Annotated in this window: 18 protein-coding genes and 1 tRNA gene; 12 read left to right on the top strand and 7 right to left on the bottom strand. The window is 69.5% G+C overall.

Translation table 11 applies throughout. From position 1 onward, the window contains the following. Nucleotides 1–168: 168 nt before the first annotated feature. The 4 genes from KZ686_RS10555 to KZ686_RS10540 form a co-directional block, all read right to left on the bottom strand. The gene (locus KZ686_RS10555) at nucleotides 169–510 is read right to left on the bottom strand and encodes a PXPV repeat protein (protein WP_223819567.1); all 342 of its coding nucleotides are present in this window, start codon (nucleotides 508–510) and stop codon (nucleotides 169–171) included. A gap of 166 nt (nucleotides 511–676) precedes the next feature. Further along, nucleotides 677–763, bottom strand: a tRNA-Leu gene (locus KZ686_RS10550). A 230-nt stretch (nucleotides 764–993) separates the two neighbouring features. Further along, nucleotides 994–4,101 carry an efflux RND transporter permease subunit gene (locus KZ686_RS10545; RefSeq protein WP_265632337.1) on the bottom strand — a complete coding sequence of 1,036 codons (3,108 nt, stop codon included), beginning with the start codon at nucleotides 4,099–4,101 and terminating at the stop codon, nucleotides 994–996. Between the two features lie 10 nt (nucleotides 4,102–4,111). Then, on the bottom strand, nucleotides 4,112–5,455 hold the full coding sequence (locus tag KZ686_RS10540; RefSeq protein WP_226106503.1) for an efflux RND transporter periplasmic adaptor subunit: 1,344 nt from the start codon (nucleotides 5,453–5,455) through the stop codon (nucleotides 4,112–4,114). A 415-nt stretch (nucleotides 5,456–5,870) separates the two neighbouring features. Here KZ686_RS10540 and hpnC point away from each other — a divergent pair, with 415 nt between their 5' ends. The 4 genes from hpnC to KZ686_RS10520 all read left to right on the top strand — a co-directional run bounded on the left by hpnC (nucleotide 5,871) and on the right by KZ686_RS10520 (nucleotide 10,848). Continuing rightward, nucleotides 5,871–6,764, top strand: coding sequence for a squalene synthase HpnC (gene hpnC, locus KZ686_RS10535; protein ID WP_226107036.1), 894 nt, complete (start codon nucleotides 5,871–5,873; stop codon nucleotides 6,762–6,764). 99 nt (nucleotides 6,765–6,863) lie between these two features. After that, complete coding sequence (gene hpnD / locus KZ686_RS10530) at nucleotides 6,864–7,700, top strand: presqualene diphosphate synthase HpnD (protein ID WP_149318868.1); 837 nt, start codon at nucleotides 6,864–6,866, stop codon at nucleotides 7,698–7,700. 233 nt (nucleotides 7,701–7,933) lie between these two features. Beyond that, nucleotides 7,934–9,550 (top strand): hydroxysqualene dehydroxylase, encoded by a 1,617-nt coding sequence (locus KZ686_RS10525; protein ID WP_265632336.1) that lies wholly within the window; start codon nucleotides 7,934–7,936, stop codon nucleotides 9,548–9,550. Between the two features lie 35 nt (nucleotides 9,551–9,585). Then, complete coding sequence (locus KZ686_RS10520) at nucleotides 9,586–10,848, top strand: Zn-dependent hydrolase (RefSeq protein ID WP_149318949.1); 1,263 nt, start codon at nucleotides 9,586–9,588, stop codon at nucleotides 10,846–10,848. Between the two features lie 97 nt (nucleotides 10,849–10,945). Here the strand turns inward: KZ686_RS10520 and KZ686_RS10515 are convergent, their stop codons facing one another. Further along, complete coding sequence (locus tag KZ686_RS10515; RefSeq protein WP_150083054.1) at nucleotides 10,946–11,326, bottom strand: hypothetical protein; 381 nt, start codon at nucleotides 11,324–11,326, stop codon at nucleotides 10,946–10,948. A 206-nt stretch (nucleotides 11,327–11,532) separates the two neighbouring features. Here KZ686_RS10515 and ompR point away from each other — a divergent pair, with 206 nt between their 5' ends. From ompR to KZ686_RS10490, 5 genes are all read left to right on the top strand, one after another. Then, nucleotides 11,533–12,255 carry an osmolarity response regulator transcription factor OmpR gene (ompR, locus tag KZ686_RS10510; RefSeq protein ID WP_006576352.1) on the top strand — a complete coding sequence of 241 codons (723 nt, stop codon included), beginning with the start codon at nucleotides 11,533–11,535 and terminating at the stop codon, nucleotides 12,253–12,255. Nucleotides 12,256–12,270: 15 nt separating this feature from the next. Further along, entirely contained in the window at nucleotides 12,271–13,620 is a 1,350-nt protein-coding gene (locus tag KZ686_RS10505; protein WP_265632335.1) for an ATP-binding protein, read from the top strand. Nucleotides 13,621–13,995: 375 nt separating this feature from the next. Continuing rightward, on the top strand, nucleotides 13,996–14,544 hold the full coding sequence (locus KZ686_RS10500; RefSeq protein WP_053823112.1) for a peroxiredoxin: 549 nt from the start codon (nucleotides 13,996–13,998) through the stop codon (nucleotides 14,542–14,544). Nucleotides 14,545–14,653: 109 nt separating this feature from the next. Next, complete coding sequence (locus KZ686_RS10495) at nucleotides 14,654–15,175, top strand: carboxymuconolactone decarboxylase family protein (protein WP_006576349.1); 522 nt, start codon at nucleotides 14,654–14,656, stop codon at nucleotides 15,173–15,175. Nucleotides 15,176–15,425: 250 nt separating this feature from the next. After that, a complete protein-coding gene (locus tag KZ686_RS10490) occupies nucleotides 15,426–16,001 on the top strand; it encodes a GNAT family N-acetyltransferase (RefSeq protein WP_053821940.1) in 576 nt (191 codons plus the stop codon). A gap of 114 nt (nucleotides 16,002–16,115) precedes the next feature. Here the strand turns inward: KZ686_RS10490 and ispF are convergent, their stop codons facing one another. Then, nucleotides 16,116–16,625 (bottom strand): 2-C-methyl-D-erythritol 2,4-cyclodiphosphate synthase, encoded by a 510-nt coding sequence (gene ispF, locus KZ686_RS10485; protein ID WP_150083058.1) that lies wholly within the window; start codon nucleotides 16,623–16,625, stop codon nucleotides 16,116–16,118. Next, nucleotides 16,622–17,464, bottom strand: a complete 843-nt coding sequence (locus tag KZ686_RS10480; protein ID WP_265632334.1) for an IspD/TarI family cytidylyltransferase — start codon at nucleotides 17,462–17,464, stop codon at nucleotides 16,622–16,624. Before KZ686_RS10480 ends, ispF begins: the two co-directional genes overlap by 4 nt. Before the next feature lie 230 nt (nucleotides 17,465–17,694). On the opposite strand from KZ686_RS10480, the gene mfd reads away from it, so the two are divergent. The 3 genes from mfd (at nucleotide 17,695) to KZ686_RS10465 (ending at nucleotide 24,427) form a co-directional block, all read left to right on the top strand. Continuing rightward, nucleotides 17,695–21,168, top strand: coding sequence for a transcription-repair coupling factor (gene mfd / locus KZ686_RS10475; protein ID WP_265632333.1), 3,474 nt, complete (start codon nucleotides 17,695–17,697; stop codon nucleotides 21,166–21,168). Nucleotides 21,169–21,457: 289 nt separating this feature from the next. Continuing rightward, nucleotides 21,458–22,696 (top strand): acetylornithine deacetylase, encoded by a 1,239-nt coding sequence (argE, locus tag KZ686_RS10470; RefSeq protein ID WP_265632332.1) that lies wholly within the window; start codon nucleotides 21,458–21,460, stop codon nucleotides 22,694–22,696. Nucleotides 22,697–22,957: 261 nt separating this feature from the next. Then, nucleotides 22,958–24,427, top strand: a complete 1,470-nt coding sequence (locus KZ686_RS10465) for an amidohydrolase (protein WP_223819569.1) — start codon at nucleotides 22,958–22,960, stop codon at nucleotides 24,425–24,427. Nucleotides 24,428–24,503: the final 76 nt, after the last annotated feature.

Here is a 24,503-nt window from a genome sequence, read left to right as displayed (position 1 = left end):
GCAACGCTGGCCTGCGGGTATCTACTATAGGACGCGGGGGACGGGACGCGGGGACGCCCGGAACGCGGGCGGCGGCGATGGCGCCGCCACGCTGGAACGGGAAAGCCGCGGCGAACCAGCGGCGAACCAGCGGCGAATCAGCGAGGAGTCAGCGGGAACCGCGGCGGATCAGCGCGGGAACGTCACGGTGCCGTGGACGGTGACGCCCGGCGGCACATGGACCGGGGCCGGCTCGACATAGACCGGGGCCGGCTGGACATAGACCGGCGCCGGGCCGTAGTACCCGTAGCGCGGCCCCTTGCACTTGCGTTCTTCCTTGTAGTCGCCGTTGCCCTTGAACTTGCGTTCGACCTTGCAGTTGCCGTCCCAGTACTCTTCCTTGTAGTCGCCGCCATGGTGATGACCGCGCCATTTGCCATGGCCACTTTCGTCCTTCCACGGATCGGCGTGGACGGCCAGCGGCAGCGCGAGCAAGGCGGCGAGACAGAGGGTTTTTGCTGTGAGGGTCATGATGTTGTCCCGATTCGACGCGGGCGCGACGGCGTTCTTCTTGTCGAGCAGCTTAGCGCCGGCGCGGATCCCCGGCGAGCCATCCGGTGAAACGTCGGTAAGCAAATGTTTCACCAATCGCGGCGGCCGGGCGCTGCCGTACGGGAAACGAGACGATCAGGAAGTGTGGTGCGAGGGAGGGGACTCGAACCCCTACACCATTGCTGGCGTCAGGACCTAAACCTGGTGCGTCTACCAATTTCGCCACCCTCGCGGTCCAAGCGGCGCCGCTCTGACGGGAGGCTCCGCGGTCTGTCGGGCATCAAGGCCGAAAAAACAAAGGAGGCGACCGGAACTGCATGCGCCCCCCTGCTTCTCCGACCGGCCTGCGGCGTTGCACCGCTGCCCGGCAAAGACCGCGGATTGTAGCGCATGGTTCGGCGCGAATCCAGTCCCCCGGGCAGCCCATGACCAGGCTGCGATCAGGCCGCGATCACGCCCCGATCAAGCCATCACGCCGCTGGCCTCCTCCGGCCGGCGCACGCGGAACCAGGCGGCGTACAGCGCCGGCAGGAACAGCAGCGTCAGCACCGTGGCGACCAGCAGGCCACCCATGATCGCGACCGCCATCGGCCCCCAGAACACCGAGCGCGACAGCGGGATCATCGCCAGCACGGCGGCCGCCGCGGTCAGCATGATCGGCCGGAAGCGGCGTACCGCGGCCTCGACGATCGCGGTCCAGGCCGGCACGCCGGCGCGGATGTCCTGCTCGATCTGGTCGACCAGGATCACCGAGTTGCGGATGATCATGCCGACCAGCGCGGTGATCCCCAGCTGGGCAACGAAGCCCATCGGCGCCTGCAGCAGCAACAGCGTCGCCGCAGCGCCGATCAGCCCGAGCGGGCCGGTCAGGAACACCATCACCGCGCGCGAGAAGCTGTGCAGCTGCAGCATCAGCAGCGTGAAGATCAGGAACACGCACAGCGGCAGCTGCGCGGCGATCGACGCGCCCGCCTTGCCGCTCTCCTCCTCGGCGCCGGCCACGGTGATCAGGTAGCCGGCCGGCAGCTCGGCGCGCAGCTTGTCGAGCTGCGGGTTGATCTGCGCGGTCACGGTCGGTCCCTGGATGCCGTCGACCACGTCGGCCTGCACGGTCACGCCGAAATCGCGATTCTCGCGCCAGACGATGCCCGGCTCGGAACGGATGCCGATGCGCGCCACCTGCGTCAGCGGCACCGCGCGCCCGCTGGCGGTCGGCACCTGCACGTTGTGCAGATCGGCCAGCGCCTCGCGTTCGTCCCGGGCCGAGCGCATCACGATGTCGATCAGCTTGTCGCCGTCGCGATACTGGCCGACCGGCGCGCCGGTCAGCACGGTCTGCGTGACGCGGGCGATCGCATTGGTGGTCACGCCGAGCGCGCGCGCCTTTTCCTGGTCGATGTCCAGGCGCAGCACCTTGACGTTCTCGTTCCAGTTGTCATTGACGCCGACCGTATTCGGATTGGCGCTCATGATCGCCTTGACCTGATCCGCGATCCGCCGCACCCCCGCCGCCTCGGGCCCGATCACGCGAAACTGCACCGGATAGGCAACCGGCGGCCCGTTCGGCAGCAGCTTGACGCGGCCGCGCAGCTGCGGGAAGTCGCTTGCGAGCAGCGCGATGATGCGCTGGCGCAGCCGCTCGCGCACCTCGACGTCGACCGGCAGCACGATCAGCTGCACCACATTGCTCTGCGGGAAGATCTGGTCCAGCGGCAGATAGAAGCGCGGCGCGCCGGTGCCGACGAAGGTGGTGATGCTGCCGACATCGGCATCGCCGCGCAGCGCGGCCTCGAAGCGCCTGGCCTCGGCCTCGCTCTGCGCGAAGCTGGCGCCCTCGGGCAGCCACATCTCGACCATCAGCTCGGGCCGGCTGGAATCGGGGAAGAACTGCTTCTCGACGAACTGGAAGGCGAAGATGCCGAGCGCGAAGGTCCCCAGCGTGATCGCGATCACGGTCTTGCGCCATTCCACGCACCAGTCCACCGCGCGGCGGAAGCGCGCATAGAACGGCGTGTCGAACACCTCGTGATGGCCGCCCTCGCTCGGCTTGACCTTCAGCAGCAGGTAGCCCAGATACGGCGTGAAATAGACCGCCGCCAGCCACGACAGCACCAGCGCGAGCGCCGTCACCGCGAAGATGGCGAAGGTGTATTCGCCGACCGTCGAACGCGCGAGACCCACCGGCAGGAAGCCCGCGGCGGTGATCAGCGTGCCGGTCAGCATCGGCATCGCGGTCGAGGTGTAGGCGAAGGTCGCGGCCTCCATCTTGGAGAAGCCCTCCTCCAGCTTGCGCACCATCATCTCGACCGCGATGATGGCGTCGTCGACCAGCAGTCCGAGCGCGATGATCAGCGCGCCCAGCGAGACCTTGTGCAGGCCGATGTCGAACACGTTCATGAACAGGAACGTGACCGCGAGCACCAGCGGGATCGTCAGCGCCACCACCAGGCCGGGGCGCGCGTCTAGCCGCAGCGGCTTGGTGTGCAGGCCCAGCGAGATGAAGCTGACCGCCAGCACGATCACCACCGCCTCGATCAGCACGCGCACGAACTCCCCGACCGAACGCTTGACCGCCTCCGGCTGGTCCTGCACCTGCTCCATCTCGATGCCGACCGGCAGCTGCTTGCGCAGCGTGTCGGCCTCGGCGCGCAGCGCCTCGCCCAGCGCGATGATGTCGCCGCCCTTCTCCATCGAGATGCCCAGGCCGATCACGTCCTTGCCGTTGAAGCGCATGCGCGGCGCCGGCGGATCGACATAGCCCCGATAGACGCGTGCGATATCGCCGAGCCGGATGTTCGCCGCGCCGTTGGGGCCGCGCAGCACCATATTGCGCAGGTCGCCGACATCGGCGAACTGGCCCGACACGCGCACCTGCACGTTGTCGCTGGGCGTCACCAGCACGCCGCTGGCGGTCAGGTTGTTCTGCTCGGCGATCTGGTCGGCGATCGCGTTCAGGTCGAGCCCAAGCTGCGCGAAGCGGGTCTGGTTGAACTCGATATAGATCTTCTCGTCCTGCAGGCCGATCAGCGACACCTTGGCGACCGACGGCACGCGCAGCAGCTGCTGGCGCACCAGGTCGGCATATTCGCGCAGTTCCTTGTAGGTGAAGCCGTCGGCGGACAGCGCGTAGATGGTGCCGTAGACATCGCCGAACTCGTCGTTGAAGAACGGACCGCGTACGCCGGCCGGCAGCGTGCCGGCGATATCGCCGATCTTCTTGCGCACCGTGTACCAGATCTGCGCGGTCTCCTTCGCCGGCGCGTCGTCGCGCAGCTGGAAGATCACGGTGGTCTCGCCCGGCTTGGAGAAGCTGCGGATCTTGTCCGCGTAGGGGACTTCCTGCAGCTGGCGTTCGAGCTTGTCGGTGACCTGCACCGCAATCTGCTCGGCGGTGGCGCCGGGCCAGAAGGCCTGCACCACCATCACGCGGAAGGTGAACGGCGGGTCCTCGTCCTGCCCCAGCTGGAAATACGACATCAGCCCGGCCAGCAGCAACACCACCAGCAGATAGCGCGTCAGCGCCTGGTGCTCGAGCGCCCAGCGCGACAGATTGAATCGGGAATGCTCCATCGCGGCGCCCTTAGCTGCGAGCGGTCGGCGCGCTGGCCGGGGCGCTGGTGGGCGCAGGGGCCGGCGCACTGGCCGGGGCACTTGCCGGCGCGCTGGTCGGTGCGCTGGCCGGAGCAGTGGCGGGCGCAGCGGACGGAACCGCGGTACCCGTCGATCCCGGCGCCGACGCCGAAGCCGTCGCCGTCCCTGCTGCCGTGCCTGCGGCCGCGCCAGGCGCCGACGCGGACGCGACCGACTGCAGCGGCCGCACCTTCTGGCCCGGCTTGAGCAGATGCACGCCCGCGGTGACGATGGTCTGGCCCGGACGAAGTCCGCTCCTGACCTCGATCTCGTTGCCGATCGGCTGCCCCAGCGTGACCGTCACCGGCTGCACCCTGCCGGCCGCGCCGTCGTAGACCCAGACCTGGTTCGTGCCCTGCTGCTGCAGCAGCGCGGTCAGCGGCACGCGCACCGCGGGCGACGCGCCGGTCCGCACGAAGGTGACCATCGCGGTCATGCCGAACTTGAGGTCGGCGGGCGGATTGGGCACCGTGATGCGCGCCGCGTAGGTGCGCGTGACCGGGTCCGCGGCCGCGGCGATCTCGCGCACGCGGCCCGGCAGGATGCGGTCGGGCTCGGCCCAGGTCCGCACGCTGACGTCGCGGATGTCGCGCAGCCAATCGACCTGATCCTCGGGCAGGCCGATCGCGACCTCCTTCTCGGCGGTCTGCGCAACCCGCACCACCGACTGCCCGGCGCTGACCACCTGCCCCACTTCGGCATCGATCGCGGTGACCACGCCGTCGGCGTCCGCGGCCAGCACGGTATAGCCGGTCTGGTTGCTCTGCTCGCGCAGCGCGGCCTCCGCCTGGCGCAGCCGCGCGGCCGCGGCCTCGTAGCTGGCCTGGCGCCGGTTCTGCTCGGCCGCGCTGATAAAGCCCTTGGCGAACAGGTCGTTGTAGCGCTTCAGGTCGGCGGCCGCCAGGTCGCGGTCGGTGCGCGCCGCCTCGTACTGCGCGCGCGAGCCCTGCTCGGCCAGGTTCAGATCGGTCGGATCGAGCCGGGCCAGCGGCTGCCCGCGCCGCACCGTGGCGCCCACGTCGACCAGGCGCGCGGCGATCTTGCCGCCGACGCGGAAACCGAGACGGGATTCGATGCGCGGCCGCACGTCGCCGGAGAACTCGTAGGAGGACTGGCCGGTGGCGGACTGCAGCTGCAGCAGACGCACCGGCCGGACCTCCGGCGCGCGCTCGGGCTCGCGCGAGCAGCCGCCCAGCACCAGTACGGCACCGAGCAACACCGCGCCGACGATCGACGGCGAGGTCCTGAAAGCGTTGACGGCCGCGACTTCCGGCCCGGGACAAGGCACTGGCATGGGATGGCGATAAGACGGGTGCAACGGCATGACGAGAGGCGACGTGCGCCGGCACGGCCGGACTGGCGGCGAGCAGCAGCGCTGCCGCGCGACACGACGATGGCGCCGCCCCTGGGACGGCGGGCCCGGCAGTAAATAACCGGCCGGTCAGCAATATATCCAGCCGTTCGGGGTGCGTCAAACGCGACGCGACGAATGGACTGATTTGAGGACCGAAACCGGGGATTTACCCGCTATTTGGCGTCCGATGCGTGCCCGCATGCCCCCTATCGGTAGGGTGGAAAGCGGCACATGCGCGGCGTTTGCGTGGCTTCCAGGTGCCCGTGGGCGCGCCCGTGATTACAATGCTGCGGCCATGTCCAACCCCGGCGAGCCCGCCGCCGCCGACACGATCCCAATCCAGACCCCGATGCCGATGCCAACGCCGCCCTCCGCAGCCGCCCCCGACGGCCTGGCCATCGGCCACTACGAGAACTTCCCGGTCGCCAGCGTGCTGCTGCCCAGGCGGCTGCGCCGGCCGGTGGCGGTGATCTACCGCTTCGCCCGCACCGCCGACGATCTCGCCGACGAGGGCGATGCCACGCCGCAGGAGCGCCTGGCCGCGCTCGGCGCGCTGTCGGATGCGCTCGACCGCATCGACGCCGGCACCGATCCGGGCACGCCGATGATGCGCGCGCTGGCCGAGGTCATCGCCGAATACCGCTTGCCGCTGCCGCTGTTCCACGACCTGCTCGACGCCTTCCGGCAGGACGTGACCGTGCACCGCCATGCCGACTGGGACAGCCTGCTCGACTACTCGCGCCGCTCCGCCAATCCGGTCGGCCGGCTGATGCTGCATCTGTACGGCGCGGCCACGCCGGACCGCTTCGCGCGCGCCGATGCGATCTGCACCGGCCTGCAACTGGTCAACTTCTGGCAGGACGTCGCGATCGACTTCGCGCGCGGCCGCGTCTACCTGCCCGCCGACGCGATGGCGCGCCACGGCGTCGACGACGACGCGCTGGCCGAGGGCCGCTGCGACGCGCGCTGGCTGGCGCTGATGGAAGAGCTGAAGATGCGCACGGAGGCGATGCTACAATCCGGCGCTTCGCTCGCGCTGGACCTGCCGCGGACGGCGGACTGGCGCATCGGCTGGGAGTTGCGGCTGGTGGTGCAAGGCGGCCTGCGCGTGCTGGAACGCATCGAGGCCGTCGGCTACGATGTCTTCCGGCGCCGTCCGACGCTCGGGCCCGCCGACTGGCTGCTGTTGGCATGGCGGGCGGCAGCGCGCTACCGGACCGGCACCGCGCCGAGCAAGCCCGCTCATTGAGATCAGGCGTTGAACGCCGCCTGAGCCCGAACAGAGCTGGATCAAGCCGGATTGAGCCCAGATAAAGCCCCGAGTGTGTCCCTAGCGAGCCCGAGACCGGTGACGCCCGATCAGTACTGCCAAGACAAGGCCGCCCAGAGCGGCTCCAGCTTCTACTACAGCTTCCTGTTCCTGCCCCCGGAACGGCGGCGTGCCATCACCGCGCTCTATGCCTGGTGCCGCGAAGTCGACGACGTCGTCGACGAAACCCAGGACCTGACCGTCGCCCAGCAACAGCTGGCCTGGTGGCACGGCGAGCTGAACCGCCTGTTTGCCGGCGCCCCCACCCATCCGACCACGCTGGCGCTGCAGCCGCATCTGGCCTCCTGCGGCCTGACGCAGCCGATGCTCGCCGAGGTGCTGGAAGGCATGGAGATGGACCTGATGCAGACGCGCTATCTGGACGAGGCCGGCCTCGACCGCTACTGCCATTGCGTGGCCGGCGTGGTCGGCACCATGAGCGCGCGCATCTTCGGCTACCGCGACCCGCGCACGCTCGAATTCGCCGAGAAGCTCGGGCGTTCGCTGCAGCTGGTCAATATCATCCGCGACGTCGGCGAGGACGCGCGGCGCGGCCGCCTCTATCTGCCGGTCAATGTGCTGCAGCGCTTCGAGGTGCCGGCCGCCGACATCATGCAGGGCCGGCATTCGCCGCGCTTCGTCGCGCTGATGGCCTATCACGCCGAGCGCGCGCGCACCTTCTACCGCGAGGCGCTGGCGCTGCTGCCCGATACCGACCGCCGCGCGCAGCGTGCGGGGCTGCTGATGGGCGCGATCTACCACGCCCTGCTCGACGAGATCGAGGCCAGCGGCTTCCAGGTATTGAACCAGCGCATCTCGCTGACACCCATGCGCAAGCTGTGGATCGCATGGAAGACGTGGATACGCAACCGCTGAGCACCGCGATGGCAGAACGCCCCGCCACGCCCGACGCAGTGTCGCCGCAAGCCGGCGGCGCGGTCGACGCTGTGGGCGCTGTGGGTGCGGTGGGTGCGGTGGGTGCGGTGGGTGCGGTGGGTGCGGTGGGTGCGGTGGGTGCTGTGGGTGCTGCGGGCGCTGTGGGCGCTGTGGGTGCTGCGGGTGCTGCGGGTGCTGCGGGTGCTGCAGGCGCTGCGGATGCGGTGAGCTGGGTGGGCGCAGACGGCTCGGTGGGCATCATCGGCGGCGGCTGGGCCGGCATGGCCGCCGCGCTCGAACTGGCGCAGGCCGGCCGCGTGGTCCATGTGTTCGAAGCCGCGCCGGTGCTCGGCGGCCGCGCGCGCCGTGTCGCCCGCCGCCATCCGCAGGTCGCGGGCGAACTCGACAACGGCCAGCATCTTCTGCTCGGCGCCTATCGCCATACCCTTGCCCTGATGCGCCGCGCCGGCGTCGATCCCGATGCCGCGCTGCTGCGGCTGCCGCTGCAGATGGCCTACGCCGACGGCTGGCGGCTGCAGGCGCCGCGCCTGCCCGCGCCCTGGCATCTGGTCGGCATGGGCCTGACCGCGCGCGGGCTCGGCTGGCATGAGCGCGCGGCGTTGGCGAAGGTGCTGTCGCTGCTGCGCGCGGACAACGAAGCCGAGCACGCCGACGGCGCCGCCTCTGCCGCCTCTGCCGCCTCTGCCGCCTCGGCCGCCTCGACCGCCTCTGCCGCGCCCGCCGCGCCCGCCGCGCCCGCCACGTCCACCACGTCCACCACGTCCTCGAACTCCGTCCCCTCTGCCGACTCCACCGACTCTGCCGGCGAGACCGTTGCCGCATGGTTGGCGCACGCGCCGCCCGCGCTGCAGCAGCGGCTGTGGTTCCCGCTGTGCGTGGCCGCGCTGAACACGCCGGCCGAGCAGGCCGATGCCCGCGTGTTCCGCCGCGTGCTGCGCGACAGCCTGCTGGCGGCGCGCGACGACAGCGACATGCTGGTACCGCGCTGGGACCTGAGCCGGCTGTTCCCCGAAGCCGCCGCGCAGGCGATCGTGGCCGCGGGCGGCACGGTCCGGACCGGCGCCGCGGTGCAGACGATCGCGCGGAGCGCGCGCGGCTGGGTGCTGCGGACCGCCTCCGGCCAGCAGGAGGTCGCGCAGTTGATCATCGCCACCGCGCCGCGGCAGGCGGCACGGCTGCTGGCGCAGATATCGCTGGGCCCGGACCCGGCCGCGCACCCGGTCGCGCACCACGCCGCCGCACTGAAGGCCGCCGCCGCGACGCTGCACGCCTTCGACCATGTGCCGATCGTCACGCTGTATCTGAACGTCGGCGCGCTGCGTCTGCCGCGTCCTTTCCTGGCGCTCGACGCCAGCGCCGCCGCGCCGGGGCAATTCGTCTTCGATCGCGCCGCGCTGTCCAGCGAGTACCACGGCGCCTTGCAGGACCCAGCCCGCGACAACGTCTGGTCGGTCGTCATCAGCGCCGCCGACGATGCCGCCGCGCTGCCGCAGGGCGAGCTGGCGCGGCGCGTGCGCGCGCAACTTGCCGCGCAACTGGCGCCCGTCATACCCGATGCCGCGCGCCTTGCCGAAGCGCGCGGCGAGTTCGTGATCGCCGAACGCCTGGCCACGTTCCGCTGCGTGCCCGGCCTGGCGCGTCCCGGCAACGATATCGGCGTGCCGGGTCTGGCGCTGGCGGGCGACTATACCGACGGGCGGGCCGAACCGGGCGGAGCTTGTGGCGCCTATGGCCCCTACCCGGCCACCATCGAAGCGGCGACGCGCAGCGGCTCGGCGGCCGCGGCGCTGCTGCAACGCGAACGCGTGCCGTCCGCCCCGACGGCATGACTCCCCTTTTCACCGACGTACCGAAGAGCCAGCACATGCATTCCCCCTCTCCTTCCCTGGGCCAGTCCATTCTCGATGCCGCCGACGCGCTCGCGCGCTTCTCCGATATGGAAGGCGGCCTGACCTGCGCCTATCTGACGCCGGCTCACCGCGCCGCGGCGGCCATGCTCGCCGAGCGCATGCGCGCGGCCGGCATGCAGGTGCGCGTCGATGCGATCGGCAACGTGATCGGCCGCTACGAGGCCGATCCGTCGGCCGGTCCCGACGCGAAGGTGCTGATGACCGGCTCGCATTTCGACACGGTGCGCAACGGCGGCCGCTATGACGGGCGCCTGGGCATCCTGTTGCCGATCGCGGTGGTCGGCGCGCTGAACGAGGCCGGCATCCGGCTGCCCTATCACTTCGACGTGGTGGGCTTCGCCGAGGAGGAAGGGCTGCGTTTCAAGACCAGCTTCCTGGCGAGCAGCGTGCTCGCCGGCCGCTTCGATCCGGCGCTGCTGGCGCGCGCCGACGCCGACGGCATCACGCTGGCGCAGGCGCTGGCCGAATCCGACCTGCCGGGCCGCGGCGATCCCGATGCGCTGCGCGCGGCGGCGGTCGATCCGGCGACGCTGCTCGGCTTCGTCGAAGTACATATCGAACAGGGACCGGTACTGCTGCACCATGACCTGCCGCTGGGCATCGTCACGCAGATCGCCGGCAGCAGCCGCTTCCAGGTGCGCGTCGAAGGGCTGGCCAGCCATGCCGGCACCACGCCGATGACGATGCGCAAGGATGCCGCCGCGGCGGCCGCCGAAATGGTGCTGCTGGTCGAGTCGCGCTGCGGCCAGGCGCCGACGCTGGTCGGCACGGTCGGCCAGCTGCAGGTGCCGAACGGCTCCAGCAACGTGATTCCGGCCGCGTGCCACTTCTCGATGGATATCCGCGCCGGCGAGGACGCGGTGCGCGAGGCCGCGATCGCCGATATCGTCGCCGGCATCGAGGCGATCGCGGCGCGGCGCGGCGTGCGTGCGGAGGTGGAACGGGTGCCGCCGGTCAACAACGCGCCGTGCGCGCCGTGGCTGCGCGCGCAGTTCGCGGCGGTGCTGAACAAGCGCGGGCTGCAGGCCTTCGAGCTGCCGTCGGGCGCCGGGCACGATGCGATGATGATGCAGCGGATCACCGATGTGGCGATGCTGTTCGTCCGCTGCGGCAACGGCGGCATCAGCCACAACCCGCTGGAGACGATCACCGCCGAGGATGCGCAGCTGGCGGCGGAGGTGTTTGTCGATTTCCTGCGGCATTTCAAGCCGCGGTGAACGGCGCCGCGCGGATGGAGCCATCGCTCGCTTTGCGCTTGCGCGGGAGGGAAAAGACCGCGGGCATGGGCGAAGGCAGGGCGGATGCCATTGCCGCTCAGTTGCCCTGGTACATCTCCCTGCTGATGTCGTAGAGGCTCTGCCGCAGCTTGCGCCGTTCGTCGGCCGACAGCTTGCCGCCGCGGCCCGGCCGCTCGCCGGCCTCGCGCTCGGCGCGCTGGCGGTTGGCGCGGCCCCGGGTCTCGCGCGGCGGGGGGCGCTCGCGGTCCTTGCGCGCATGCCCCGGATAGCCCTCCGCGCCCCGGCCCGGATGGCGCCCGTGACCCTGCAGCAGCGCGCCGAGTCCCGGCGACTGCGCGGACGCGCTGGCGGCATGCAGCAGCATCGACGGCAGCAGCAGCGCAAGCAGGGCTCCGGCGACACGGCGTCGGGCGCCGGAGGCGCGGCGCGGTTCGGACCGGGTGGATTTCGCTTTCATTGATAATGGCGGTCTGGGGCTTGCCCGGTTCGGGCTTCCGCTGGACGACGCCAGAGGCTCCCGGATCGAGGCTGACCGATTTGCCCTTTGCGGGCAGCGCGCAGTGTAAACGCTGCCCGCTGTGCACTTGGCGAGCCGCAAGGTAAAGTATGTAACCTTTTGTTAAGCCATTTTGACCCCTAGCGAGACTCGCTAAGATTAGCGCCATGGAAAATACCAGCCACAAGATTCTCGTCGTGGACGACGACCCCCGTCTCCGCGATCTGCTGCGCCGCTATCTCGGCGAGCAAGGCTTTACCGTGCTGGTCGCGGAAAACGCCACCGCCATGAACAAGCTCTGGCTGCGCGAGCGTTTCGACCTGCTCGTGCTCGACCTGATGATGCCGGGCGAAGATGGTCTGTCGATCTGCCGCCGTCTGCGCGGCGCCAACGACCAGACCCCGATCATCATGCTGACGGCCAAGGGCGAGGACGTGGACCGCATCGTCGGCCTCGAGATGGGCGCCGACGACTATCTGCCCAAGCCGTTCAACCCGCGCGAACTGATCGCGCGCATCCACGCGGTGCTGCGCCGCAAGGGCCCGGCCGAAGTGCCCGGCGCCCCGTCGGAAACGCCGGAGACCTTCGCCTTCGGCGATTTCGTGCTGAACCTGGCCACGCGCACGCTGACCAAGAACGACGAGGAAATCACGCTGACCACCGGCGAGTTCTCGGTGCTCAAGGTGTTCGCCCGCCATCCGCGCCAGCCGCTGTCGCGCGAGAAGCTGATGGAAATGGCGCGCGGCCGCGAATACGAAGTGTTCGACCGCAGCCTGGACGTACAGATCTCGCGCCTGCGCAAGCTGATCGAACCCGATCCGGGCAATCCGCGTTTCATCCAGACCGTCTGGGGGCTGGGCTACGTCTTCATTCCCGATGGCGTGAAGTAAGTCCCGGCCGTTATCGTGGCGACCGTGATACGCCGCACGGCCACGCGTTTCTTCGGTTCGCTGTTCTGGCGGACCTTCATGCTGATCGCGCTGCTGCTGGCCATTTCGCTGGGCATCTGGTTTCAGAGCTACCGGCTGTTCGAACGCGCCCCTCGGGCGCAGCAGATCGCGATGCAGGTGGTCAGCGTGGTCAAGCTCACGCGTGCGGCCCTGCTCTATTCCGACCCCGCGCGGCGTCGTTTCCTGCTGCTGGACCTGGTGCAGAACGAAGGCATCAAGGTCTATCCGCGCGAGCGCGACGACGACTTCACCACGCCCACCGCCAATCCGTTCCTGACCCAGCTGGTGCAGCAGGAAATCCGCAGCCGGCTGGGCGGCGATACCGTGATCGCCACCACGGTCAACGACATTCCGGGCGTCTGGGTCAGCTTCGAGATCGAGGGCGACGACTACTGGGTGGCGATCAGCCCGGAGCGCTTCGAACGCGTGCCCGGACTGCAATGGCTGTGGTGGACCGTGGCGGCGGTGCTGCTGTCCATCTTCGGCTCGGCCTTCATCACGGCGCGGGTCAACCGGCCGCTCAAGCGCCTGGCCGATGCCGCGCGCGCGATCGGTTCGGGGGGCGATCCCCCGCCGCTGCCGGAGCGCGGCGCCAGCGAGGTCGCGCAGGCCAACCACAGCTTCAACCAGATGGTGCGCGACCTGCGCCAGCTCGACGACGACCGCGTGGTGATGCTGGCCGGCATCTCGCACGACCTGCGCACGCCGCTGACGCGGCTGCGACTCGAGACCGAGATGTCCCCGGTCGACGACACCACGCGCGAGGCGATGATCGCCGACATCGAGCAGATGGACGCGATCATCGGCCAGTTCCTGAACTACGCGCGCCCCGCGCAGGAGAGCAGCGAGCCGGTGGACCTGTCCTCGCTGGTGCGCGACGCGGTGAACGTCTATGCCGCGCACGACGACATCCGCATCCGCGTGCATGCGCCCGAGCCGGTGATGGCGATGGCCAACCGGATGGAGGTCCAGCGTATCCTCGACAACCTGGTCGAGAATGCGCGCCGCTATGCCAAGCATCCCGACAGCGGCATCGCCGAGGTCGAGATCACCACGCGCAGCCATGACAAGGAGGCGATGCTGGTGGTGGCCGATCATGGCGACGGCGTGCCCGAGGCCCAGCTGCCGCTGCTGACGCGGCCGTTCTACCGGCTCGACGCGGCGCGCAGCGAGGCCAAGGGCGCGGGGCTGGGCATGTCGATCGTCAACCGGATCATGCAGCGCAACGGCGGCCGCCTGGTGCTGACCAATCGGCCGTCGCCGGGCAGCGGCCTGGTGGTCAGCGCGTGTTTCCGGCGCGCGTGATGCAGGCCCGATGCAGGCCCGATGCAGGCCCGATGCAGGCCCGATGCAGGCCCGATGCGAGCCCGATGAACGCCTGACTCGCTTCTGACTCAGGGCAGATGAGCGCCCGAAACGCGCCGCGTCGCCGTTCCGTCATCGCGATCGTGTATCGTTGCCGGACGGCGCAAGCCGGCGTGCCACGCCGCTTTCGCGCCGTCCCTCGCAGCTCGGCCGGCTATCGGGCTCTTTGAGATTTTCAATTAGCCGTGCCGGACAGGATGCTGCATACTTCCCATTCGTTGCGTGGCACGCGCAGCGGCCCCAGAAAATCGTCTTCGACGATGGCCGTTTGCGATGCCCCGCTGGCGTCTGTTCAACCGTATCCAGGAGAAGTCCATGAAGACCGTTGGTGACAAGCTCGAACCGTTCCACGTCGTCGGTGTCAAGCCGGGTTTCAACGCCCACGAAGAAAACGGCCAGTCGGCCTTTGAAGACATCACCGAGAAGTCGTTCGAAGGCAAGTGGAAAATCATCTACTTCTACCCGAAGGACTTCACCTTCGTGTGCCCGACCGAAATCGTGGCCTTCGCCAAGCTGAACCAGGACTTCGCCGACCGCGACGCTGTCGTGCTGGGCGGCTCGACCGACAACGAGTTCGTCAAGCTGGCATGGCGCCGTGAACACAAGGACCTGAACAAGCTGAACTCGTGGCAGTTCGCCGATACCACCGGCTCGCTGATCGACCAGCTGGGCGTGCGCGAGAAGGATGCCGGCGTTGCGCTGCGCGCCACCTTCATCGTCGACCCGGACAACACCATCCAGCACGTGTCGGTGAACAACCTGAACGTCGGCCGTAACCCGGACGAAATCCTGCGCATTCTGGACGGCCTGCAGACCGACGAGCTGTGCCCGTGCAACCGCGCTGTCGGCGGCGCCACGCTGTAATTCGCGCCTTGTCGATGTTGCCGGCGGCATCGCCGCCGGCAACGCGCCCCAGTGCGCACCGAAACCCGCCCACGCGGGTTTTTTTCGCCCAAAGCGATAGGAGAATTTGATGGAATTCCTCAACACGATCAAGAATCTCATTCCCGACTATGCGAAGGACATCCGCCTGAACCTGGACGGCACCATCGCACGCTCCTCGCTGGAGGGCAACGATGCGGTGGGCGTCGCGCTGGCCGCCGCCTTCGCCGCCAAGAGCAAGATCATCGTCGACGCGATCCGCAACGCCGGCGTGCTGTCGCCCGAAGAGCTGAACGGCGCGCTGACCGCGGCCGCGCTGATGGGCATGAACAATGTCTGGTATCCGTACGTCGAGATGGCCGCCGATCCCGATCTGGCAAGCCAGCCCGCCGGCCTGCGCATGAATGCGTATGCGACCCACGGCGGCGTCGACAAGCGCCGTTTCGAGATGTACGCGCTGGCCGCGTCGATCGTCGGCAAGTGCCACTTCTGCATCCGCTCGCACTACGAGCTGCTGAAGAACGAACAGGGCATGACCTCGCAGCAGCTGCGCGATGTCGGCCGTATCGCGGCCGTGATCACGGCCGCGGCCAACGTGATCGCCGCCGAGTAAGGCGGCACACGCGGAGGGCTTCTGCCGGCCTCGCCACGCCACGGCAGTCCTTGCGAGGGTTTTCTACGGGCCCTTGTTGCCGATGTTTGTCGATGTTCGTCGATGGCCGCCCCGCGCGGCCATCGGCATTTCAGGCCCCGCGAACCCGACTCCGCGTCCGCCGCGCGCCCCGCCCGCGTCCGCATTTCTCCGACTGCATTTGTGCACGGTCCGGCCTACAATCGAGGCAGATTCTGCTTCGCGGACCATCATGAGCCAACTGCCCTCGCCCTCCTCGCCGCATTTCCACTATCGTCTCGCCACGGCTTCCGACTGGGGCCAGATCGCCGCGGTCACGCAGGAAGCGTATGCGCAGTACGAGCTCGAAATCATGGAGGACTGCCGCGCGTCGTTCCAGCAGGGCATGCGCTCGGTGCTGGCGACCAATACTTCCGATATGGAATGGTGGGTTGCCGAGACCGATCACGGCATCAGCGGCGCGGTGCTGTTCTGCCATCCCGGCGCGACGCTGCAGGCCCTGGACGGCAGCACGGTGACGCTGGCCCTGCCCGAGGCGCGGCTGCTGTCGGTCAGCCCGCAGGCGCGCGGCCTGGGTCTCGGCCGCACGCTGATGCAGATCTGCATCGAGCGTGCGCGCGATATCGGCGCGCAGGCGCTGGTGGTGCGCACCATGCCGGAAATGGGCGCCGCCAACCGCCTGTGCCAGCAGATGGGCTTCGTCAAACGGACCGAGGCCGGCGCGCGCTCCGGCCCGCTGGAACGGCTGGTCGACTACGTCTACGCAATCGAGCCGAAGGAAGCCGACGCGCCGCAGCCGGGCCTGTAACGGCCCGCAGGCCCGCACGACGGCGCCGCGCAGCACGTCCAGTCCTGTGGCGCGACGACGGCGCCGCGCAGCCTGCTCGGTCCTGCGGGTGCGACGATGCCCCCCGCAGCCTGCTCAGTCCTGCGGCGCGACGATCGCGCCGCGCCACAGCAGCACCACCGCCTGCGCGACGATCCCTTCCTGGCGCCCTTCGAAGCCCAGCTTCTCGTTGGTCTTGGCCTTGACGTTGCAGCGGCCGGCCGCGATACCCAGATCCTCGGCCAGATTGGCCACCATCGCACCGATATGCGGCGCCAGCTTCGGCGCCTGCGCGATCACCGTCGCATCGACATTGCCGACTTCGAAACCGGCCTCGCGCACGCGCCGCACGGCCTCGCGCAGCAGCGCGCGGCTGTCGGCGCCGGCAAAGGCCGGATCGGTATCGGGGAAATGCCGGCCGATGTCGCCCAGCCCCGCGGCCCCGAACAGGGCGTCGGTGATCGCGTGCAGCAAGGCATCGGCGTCGGAATGGCCGAGCAGGCCGCGATCGTGGGGGATCTCCACGCCGCCGAGCACCAGCTTGCGGCCCGGCACCAGCGCGTGCACGTCGTAGCCTTGTCCCACGCGGATATCGAAGGGCATCATCGCGATCGGTCTCCAGAAGAACCAGCAGAAGGGGCGGCGGACGGGCCGCCGAGCAGGACTTCGGCAAGCGCGAAGTCCTCGGGATAGGTCACCTTGAAATTGCGCAGCGAGCCGTTGACGAGCCGCGGCTTCAGGCCCAGCCGCTCGATCGCGCTGGCCTCGTCGGTCACGACCGCGCCGCTGGCGAGCGCGTCTTCCAGCGCCTGGCGCAGGACGCCGACGCGGAACATCTGGGGCGTCTGCGCCTGCCACAGCCCTTCGCGCGGCACGGTGCCGCCGATGCGGGACGGCTGCGAGCGCTGCAAGGACTGCGAAGGCTGGGACGGCTGGGAAGATTGCGACGGCTCGCTCGGCTGCGGCTCGGCCTCGGCACGCTTGAGCGTATCGGGCACCGGCACCGCCAGGATGCCGCCAATCGCCGCGTCGGGGCCGTCGCCATCGTCCCCTTCCACCGCGCGGATCAGCGTCTCGATCATCAGCGGCGTCAGCCCCGGCCGGGCGGCATCGTGCACCAGCACCCAGTCCTGGTCCTCGGCGCCCAGCTGGACCAGATGCCGCAGCCCGTTGAGCACCGATTCATGGCGCGACTGGCCGCCGACGAAGGCGGTATCGAAGCGCAGGCCGGCAAAGGCCGCCGAGCCGAAGCGCGCCTCCAGCGGCAGATCGTCGGGCGCGAGCACCAGCGCGGTGGCGCTGATCGACTCGCACGCCGAGAACGCGGCCAGCGCGTACCAGATCATCGGGTGGCCGGCCAGCTCGCGATACTGCTTGGGCAGGCCGGCGCCCGCGCGGCTGCCGCTGCCGGCACAGGGAATCAGGGCAAAACGTCGTTCGGACATGCGGCGGACTGACGGATAAAGGGAAGGCACGAAAGCGGCCGGTATGCACCAGGCGTGGAGCCGGCGTGCAGCCGGAATGCAGCCGGCGCGCAGCGAGCATTGCACCGGGAATGCGGCGCCGGTATGCGACGCCGGATGGCCGGGCGCTGCGCATTCTATAATACGACCCTCTTCTCGACACCCCCGCCCGCGCTGCCGGCGGGGTGTCGTCGTTTGAACCGAACCGCTTTATGTCCGACGCCAAATCGCCTTCCGCGCTCCCCGTTTCCACTCAGCTGCCGCTGGTCAAGGCCGGCCAGCGCCATCAGGTCGCCGGCCTGCACGGCTCGGCCGATGCGCTGGCCCTGGCCGCCTATGCCCGCGCCCACCACGGCCAGATGCCGATGCTGGCGGTGATGTGCGCCAACGCGGTCGACGCGCAGCGGCTGGCCGACGAGATCCCGTGGTTCGCACCGGAGCTGCGCGTGCGCGTGCTGCCCGACTGGGAGACCCTGCCCTACGACAGCTTCTCGCCGCACCAGGACCTGGTGTCGGAGCGCCTGGCGACGCTGCACGACATCCAGACCGGCCAGTGCGACGTGATGCTGGTGCCCGCGCAGACCGCGCTGTACCGGCTCGCGCCGCCGGCGTTCCTCGCCGCCTATACCTTCTTCTTCAAGCAGGGCGAACGGCTTGACGAGGCCGCGCTGAAGGCGCAGTTCACGCTGGCCGGCTACGAGCATGTCAGCGCGGTGATGCGGCCCGGCGAATACAGCGTGCGCGGCGGCCTGATCGACCTGTTCCCGATGGGCTCGGCGCTGCCGTACCGGATCGACCTGTTCGGCGACGAGATCGAGACCATCCGCGCGTTCGATCCGGACACGCAGCGCAGCCTCTATCCGGTCAAGGAGGTGCGCCTGCTGCCCGGCCGCGAGTTTCCGCTCGACGAGGCCGCGCGCACCGCGTTCCGCGGCCGCTGGCGCGAGGTGTTCGAGGGCGACCCGAGCAAGTCGCCGATCTACAAGGACATCGGCAACGGCGTGCCGTCGGCCGGCATCGAGTACTACCTGCCGCTGTTCTTCGACGCGGCGGCGACGCTGTTCGACTACCTGCCGGCCGGCACGCAGCTGGCCTTTGTCGGCGCGATCGACGAGGCGATCCGCCGCTTCTGGACCGATACGCAGCAGCGCTACGACTTCATGCGGCACGATCGCGAGCGGCCGCTGCTGCCGCCCGCGCAGCTGTTCCTGAGCGAGGAGCAGTTCTTCAGCGCCGCCAAGCCGCTGGCGCGGCTGGTGCTGCAGCAGGGCCCGGCCGGCGCCGACGCCGCTCCGCTGTCGGCCCCGCTGCCCGACGTCTCGGTCAATCGCCGCGCCGAGGACCCGCTGGTCAATCTCGAGGCGCTGCTGCTGCGCAAGCAGGCTCGCGTGCTGATGTGCGCCGATTCGGCGGGCCGCCGCGAGACGCTGCTGCAGCTGTTCGCCGACAGCGGCCTGCGTCCGCATCCGGTCGAGGACTGCGCGGCCTTCCTCGCCGGCGACGCGCCGTTCGGAATCGCGGTGGCGCCGCTGCAGAGCGGCTTCGCGTTGCCGCCGATGGACGGCCAGCCGGGCCTGGCCTTCGTCACCGAGGCCGAGCTCTATGCGAATACCGCGCGCCGCGCCGGCCGCCGCAAGCAGGAGCAGGCCAGCAGCGTCGACGCGATGGTGCGCGACCTGGCCGAGCTGAAGATCGGCGACCCGGTCGTGCACAGCGAACACGGCATCGGCCGCTACCAGGGCCTGGTCACGCTCGACATGGGCCAGGGCGACGAGGAATTTCTGCATCTGGACTACGACAAGGGCAGCAAGCTGTATGTGCCGGTCCACCAGCTGCACGTGATCTCGCGCTATTCGGGCGCCGATCCGGATACCGCGCCGCTGCATTCCCTCGGCTCCGGCCAGTGGGAACGCGCCAAGCGCCGCGCCGCGCAGCAGATCCGCGATACCGCGGCCGAACTACTGAACCTGTACGCGCGCCGCGCGCTGCGCGAGGGCCATGCCTTCGCGCTGTCGCCGAAGGACTACGAGACCTTCGCCGAGAGCTTCGGCTTCGAGGAAACGCCTGACCAGGCCGCGGCAATCGCCGCGGTGATCGCCGACATGACCTCGGGCAAGCCGATGGACCGGCTGGTCTGCGGCGACGTCGGCTTCGGCAAGACCGAGGTGGCGCTGCGCGCGGCCTTCGTCGCGGTGATGGGTGGCAAGCAGGTGGCGATGCTGGCGCCGACCACGCTGCTCGCAGAGCAGCATTTCCAGACGCTGTCGGACCGCTTCGCCGACTGGCCGGTGCGCATCGTCGAGCTGTCGCGTTTCAAGACGAAGAAGGAGGTCGACGCGGCAATCAAGCAGATCAACGACGGCACCGTCGATATCGTGATCGGCACGCACAAGCTGCTGTCCGACGACGTGCGCTTCCAGCGGCTGGGGCTGGTCATCATCGACGAGGAACACCGCTTCGGCGTGCGCCAGAAGGAAGCGCTGAAGACGCTGCGCGCCGAGGTCGACGTGCTGACGCTGACCGCGACGCCGATCCCGCGCACGCTGGGCATGGCGCTCGAAGGGCTGCGCGACTTCTCGGTGATCGCCACCGCGCCGCAGAAGCGGCTGGCGATCAAGACCTTCGTGCGGCGCGAGGAAGACGGCGTGCTGCGCGAGGCCATCCTGCGCGAGCTCAAGCGCGGCGGCCAGGTCTACTTCCTGCACAACGAGGTCGAGACCATCGAGAACAAGCGCGCGCGGCTGGCCGAGCTGGTGCCCGAGGCACGCATCGCGGTGGCGCACGGGCAGATGCACGAGCGCGAGCTGGAACGCGTGATGCGCGATTTCGTCGCGCGGCGCGCCAACATCCTGCTGTGCACGACCATCATCGAGACCGGCATCGACGTGCCGTCGGCCAACACGATCCTGATCCACCGCGCCGACAAGTTCGGCCTGGCGCAGCTGCACCAGCTGCGCGGCCGCGTCGGCCGCTCGCACCACCAGGCCTACGCCTATCTGCTGGTGCACGATCCGGAAGGTCTGACCAGGCAGGCACAGCGTCGGCTCGAGGCGATCCAGCAGATGGAGGAGCTCGGTTCGGGCTTCTACCTGGCGATGCACGACCTGGAAATCCGCGGCGCCGGCGAGGTGCTGGGCGACAAGCAGTCGGGCGAGATCCACGAGATCGGCTTCCAGCTGTACACCGACATGCTGAACGCCGCGGTCAAGGCGCTGAAGGCGGGCAAGGAGCCGGACCTGATGGCGCCGCTGGCGGCCACCACCGAGATCAACCTCGGCACGCCGGCGCTGCTGCCGAGCGACTACTGCACCGACGTGCACGAGCGGCTGTCGCTGTACAAGCGGCTGGCCAACTGCGAGCGTCCCGAGCAGGTCGACGATATCCACGAGGAGCTGGTCGACCGCTTCGGCCGCCCGCCCGCGCAGGCGCAGGCGCTGATCGAAACGCACCGGCTGCGCATCGCGGCGGTACCGCTGGGCGTGCGCAAGATCGACGCCGGCGAGGCCTCGATCAGCGTGCAGTTCGTGCCGAATCCGCCGATCGATGCGATCCGCATCATCGACCTGGTGCAGAAGAACCGGCATATCAAGCTGGCCGGACAGGACAAGCTGCGCATCGAGGCGAAAATGCCCGACGTGGCGGTGCGCGCGCAGACGATCAAGCAGACGCTGCGGCAGCTGGCTTGAGGGGCGGCGGAGGCCGGTTGCCCTCTCGCCGGCCCTCTGCCCGACCCTCTTGCCGACCCTCTTGCCGACCCTCTTGCCGACCCCCTCGCCGACCCTCTGCCCGACCCTCTCCCGCATGCGGGAGAGGGAGCCGGTTTGCGGCGCTTCGGCAGAGGCCGACGCCGGCAGCAGGCTCCCCTCTCCCGCCCAGCGGGAGAGGGGTCTGGGGAGAGGGCTCGCGGAGCGGCAAAGTGGACCCGGGCACATATCCGGGTGTAGGATCGGACATCCATCAGCGTGATCCTGCCGCATGTCAGCCCATACCCCTGCCCCCGCCGGCGCCCTCATCGACGCCACCACGGACGCCCTCGCCGACGCCCCCGAACACTCCGCCCTCGACTGGACCCGCCGGCTGATCGCGTTCGACACCACCAGCCGCGAGTCCAATCTCGGCCTGATCGAAACGGTGCGCGACCACTTCGTGGCCCAAGGCCTGAAGCCCCACCTGAGCTACAACCCGCAGCGCAACAAGGCCAATCTGCATGTGACCGTGCCCGCCGCCGACGGCAGCGAGCAGCGTGGCATCGTGCTGTCCGGGCATACCGACGTGGTGCCGGTGGACGGCCAGGACTGGAGCACCGATCCGTTCCGCCCGGCGCTGCGCGACGGCAAACTCTACGGCCGCGGCGCCTGTGACATGAAGGGCTTCATCGGCACCAGCCTCGCGCTGCTGCCCGCGCTGCTGCAGGCACGGCTGCGCGAACCGGTGCACTATGCGCTGTCGTTCGACGAGGAGGTCGGCTGCATGGGCGCGCCCTATCTGATCGACGACCTGCGCGAGCGTGGCATCCAGCCGGCCGGCTGCATCGTCGGCGAACCGACCAGCATGCGAGTGATCGTCGCCCACAAGGGCATCAACGCCTATCGCTGCTGCGTCAGGGGCCAGGCCGCGCATTCGTCGCTGACGCCGCGCGGCGTCAATGCGATCGAATACGCGGCGCGGCTGATCTGCTTCATCCGCGACCTGGCCGACGAGTTCCGCGCCAAGGGCCCGTACGACGAGGCCTTCGACGTGCCCTTCACCACCGCGTCGACCGGCACCATTCAGGGCGGCATCGCGCTGAACACGATCCCGGCGCTGTGCGAGTTCGTGTTCGAGTACCGCAACCTGCCGGGCGTCGATCCGGAAGCGATCCGCGCGCGCATCGAGGCCTATGCCAACGACGTGCTGCTGCCCCGCATGCGCGCCGAGCATGCCGACGCGGACCTGAGCATCACGCGCATCGCCGCGGCGCCGGCGCTCGACGCCGCCGAGCGCGATGCCATCACGCAGCTGGTGCGGGCGCTGACCGGCGACAACGCGATCAGCAAGGTGGCCTACGCCACCGAGGGCGGCCTGTTCCAGCGCGCCGGCATCCCGGCCGTGGTCTGCGGCCCCGGCGACATCCAGCAGGCCCACAAGGCCGACGAGTTCGTCGCGCTGGAGCAGCTCGCCCAATGCGAGGCCTTCCTGCACAAGGTCGTCGACAGCCTGCGCATCGCGGCCTGACGGTTCCGTCGGCACGCCGGCACGGCGGCACGCCGGCACGCCAGCACACCAAAGACATCCACTCCCGGAGGCGCATCGCGCCTTCTCACCGATGGCCTGAACGGCCGGGCCGCCGATGGCCCGGCCGCATCGACAAGGGGCACGCAGAGGCCCCGTTGCAACGCGAGCCGCAACGTCGACCGCAATGTCGGCCGCCGCATCGGCAGCAACACCGACCACAACGACCACAACGACCACAACGACATCAAAGGAGAACTCGACATGGCAGCACGCCGCTCCCCCGCTTTCGCCCGCTCCCGACGCTTCCTGCCCCTGCCGGCCGCCATCCCGGCGCTGGCCGCCGCGGCCAGCCTGCTGTGCGGCTCGGCCCTGGTCTCGCCTGCGCTGGCGCAGACCGCGCCGCCGGCCACATCGGCTGCAACGCCGTCCGCCCCACCGTCCGCGGCCTCGCCGGGCCAGGCGAGCACCGGCGATCCCGCGCTGCACGCGCAGATCGAGACGCGCGCCAAGGCAGCCGAGGCGCGCCTGATCGCCTGGCGCCGCGACATCCACCAGCATCCCGAACTCGGCAACTACGAGACGCGCACCGCGAAGCTGGTGGCCGATCATCTGCGCAAGCTCGGCATGGAGGTCAAGACCGGCGTGGCCAAGACCGGCGTGGTCGGCCTGCTCAAGGGCGGCAAGCCGGGGCCGGTGGTGGCGCTGCGCGCCGACATGGACGCGCTGCCGGTCAAGGAGCGCGTCGACGTGCCGTTCGCCTCGAAGGCCAAGGGCAAGTACCTCGGCAAGGAGGTCGACGTGATGCACGCCTGCGGCCACGACACCCACGTCGCGATCCTGATGGCGACTGCCGAGGTGCTGGCCGGCATGAAGGATCAGCTGCCCGGCACGGTGAAATTCATCTTCCAGCCGGCCGAGGAAAGCCCGGCGGACATCGAACCGGACGGCACCAATATCTGGGGCGCCAAGCAGATGGTGGCCGAGGGCGTGCTGGAGAACCCGAAGGTCGATGCGATCTTCGGCCTGCATGTCAGCAGCGGCATCGAGTCGGGCAAGCTGGCCTGGCGCAGCGGCCCGGCGATGGCGGCGGCCGACCAGTTCTGGATCGACGTCAAGGGCCGCCAGACCCATGGCGCGCGTCCGTGGGGCGGCATCGATCCGATCGTGGTGTCGTCGCAGATCGTGCTCGGCCTGCAGACCATCCAGAGCCGGCAGGTCAATGCGATGCTCGAGCCCTCGGTCATCACCGTCGGCACGATCCACGGCGGCAACCGCATGAACATCGTGCCGGAGAAGGTCGAGATGATGGGCACCATCCGCACCTACGACGAGGGCATGAAGAAGGACATCCATGCGCGCATGAAACGCACCACCGAGTCGATCGCGGCCAGCACCGGGGCCGAGGCGACCTTCCGCGTGGTGGAGCTCTACAACGCCACCGTCAACCAGCCCGCGCTGACCGAGAAGATGGCGCCGACGCTCAAGCGCGTGGCCGGCGACGGCAACTGGATGCTGGCGCCCAAGGCGACCGCGTCGGAGGACTTCTCGTTCTACCAGGAGAAGGTGCCGGGCCTGTTCTTCAATCTCGGCGTGACCCCCAAGGGCACCGATGTCACCAAGGCGCCGTCGAACCACTCGCCGGAGTTCTACGTCGATGAGCCGGCGCTGATCAACGGCGTGCGGGCGCTGTCGAACCTGACGGTCGACTTCATGACGATGGCGCAGCGCTGATCGGCATGGCGCAGGGGCAGGCGCGGGGCGATTACAATAGCGTCCTTTCACCGTCCCCCGTGCCCTGCACCGTCGT

Source organism: Cupriavidus cauae, from assembly GCF_026210475.1.
Lineage (GTDB): Bacteria > Pseudomonadota > Gammaproteobacteria > Burkholderiales > Burkholderiaceae > Cupriavidus > Cupriavidus cauae.
The sequence above is the reverse complement of the archived record's forward strand: the minus strand, read 5'-3'. Positions and strand labels throughout refer to the sequence as shown.

Bases quoted from the DNA above. Each gene is read 5' to 3' on its own strand.
- KZ686_RS10555 (WP_223819567.1), bottom strand. From the start codon at position 510: ATGACCCTCACAGCAAAAACCCTCTGTCTCGCCGCCTTGCTCGCGCTG.
- KZ686_RS10545 (WP_265632337.1), bottom strand. From the start codon at position 4,101: ATGGAGCATTCCCGATTCAATCTGTCGCGCTGGGCGCTCGAGCACCAG.
- KZ686_RS10540 (WP_226106503.1), bottom strand. From the start codon at position 5,455: ATGCCAGTGCCTTGTCCCGGGCCGGAAGTCGCGGCCGTCAACGCTTTC.
- hpnC (WP_226107036.1), top strand. From the start codon at position 5,871: ATGCCAACGCCGCCCTCCGCAGCCGCCCCCGACGGCCTGGCCATCGGC.
- KZ686_RS10520 (WP_149318949.1), top strand. From the start codon at position 9,586: ATGCATTCCCCCTCTCCTTCCCTGGGCCAGTCCATTCTCGATGCCGCC.
- KZ686_RS10515 (WP_150083054.1), bottom strand. From the start codon at position 11,326: ATGAAAGCGAAATCCACCCGGTCCGAACCGCGCCGCGCCTCCGGCGCC.
- ompR (WP_006576352.1), top strand. From the start codon at position 11,533: ATGGAAAATACCAGCCACAAGATTCTCGTCGTGGACGACGACCCCCGT.
- KZ686_RS10500 (WP_053823112.1), top strand. From the start codon at position 13,996: ATGAAGACCGTTGGTGACAAGCTCGAACCGTTCCACGTCGTCGGTGTC.
- KZ686_RS10495 (WP_006576349.1), top strand. From the start codon at position 14,654: ATGGAATTCCTCAACACGATCAAGAATCTCATTCCCGACTATGCGAAG.
- KZ686_RS10490 (WP_053821940.1), top strand. From the start codon at position 15,426: ATGAGCCAACTGCCCTCGCCCTCCTCGCCGCATTTCCACTATCGTCTC.
- ispF (WP_150083058.1), bottom strand. From the start codon at position 16,625: ATGATGCCCTTCGATATCCGCGTGGGACAAGGCTACGACGTGCACGCG.
- KZ686_RS10480 (WP_265632334.1), bottom strand. From the start codon at position 17,464: ATGTCCGAACGACGTTTTGCCCTGATTCCCTGTGCCGGCAGCGGCAGC.
- mfd (WP_265632333.1), top strand. From the start codon at position 17,695: ATGTCCGACGCCAAATCGCCTTCCGCGCTCCCCGTTTCCACTCAGCTG.
- argE (WP_265632332.1), top strand. From the start codon at position 21,458: ATGTCAGCCCATACCCCTGCCCCCGCCGGCGCCCTCATCGACGCCACC.
- KZ686_RS10465 (WP_223819569.1), top strand. From the start codon at position 22,958: ATGGCAGCACGCCGCTCCCCCGCTTTCGCCCGCTCCCGACGCTTCCTG.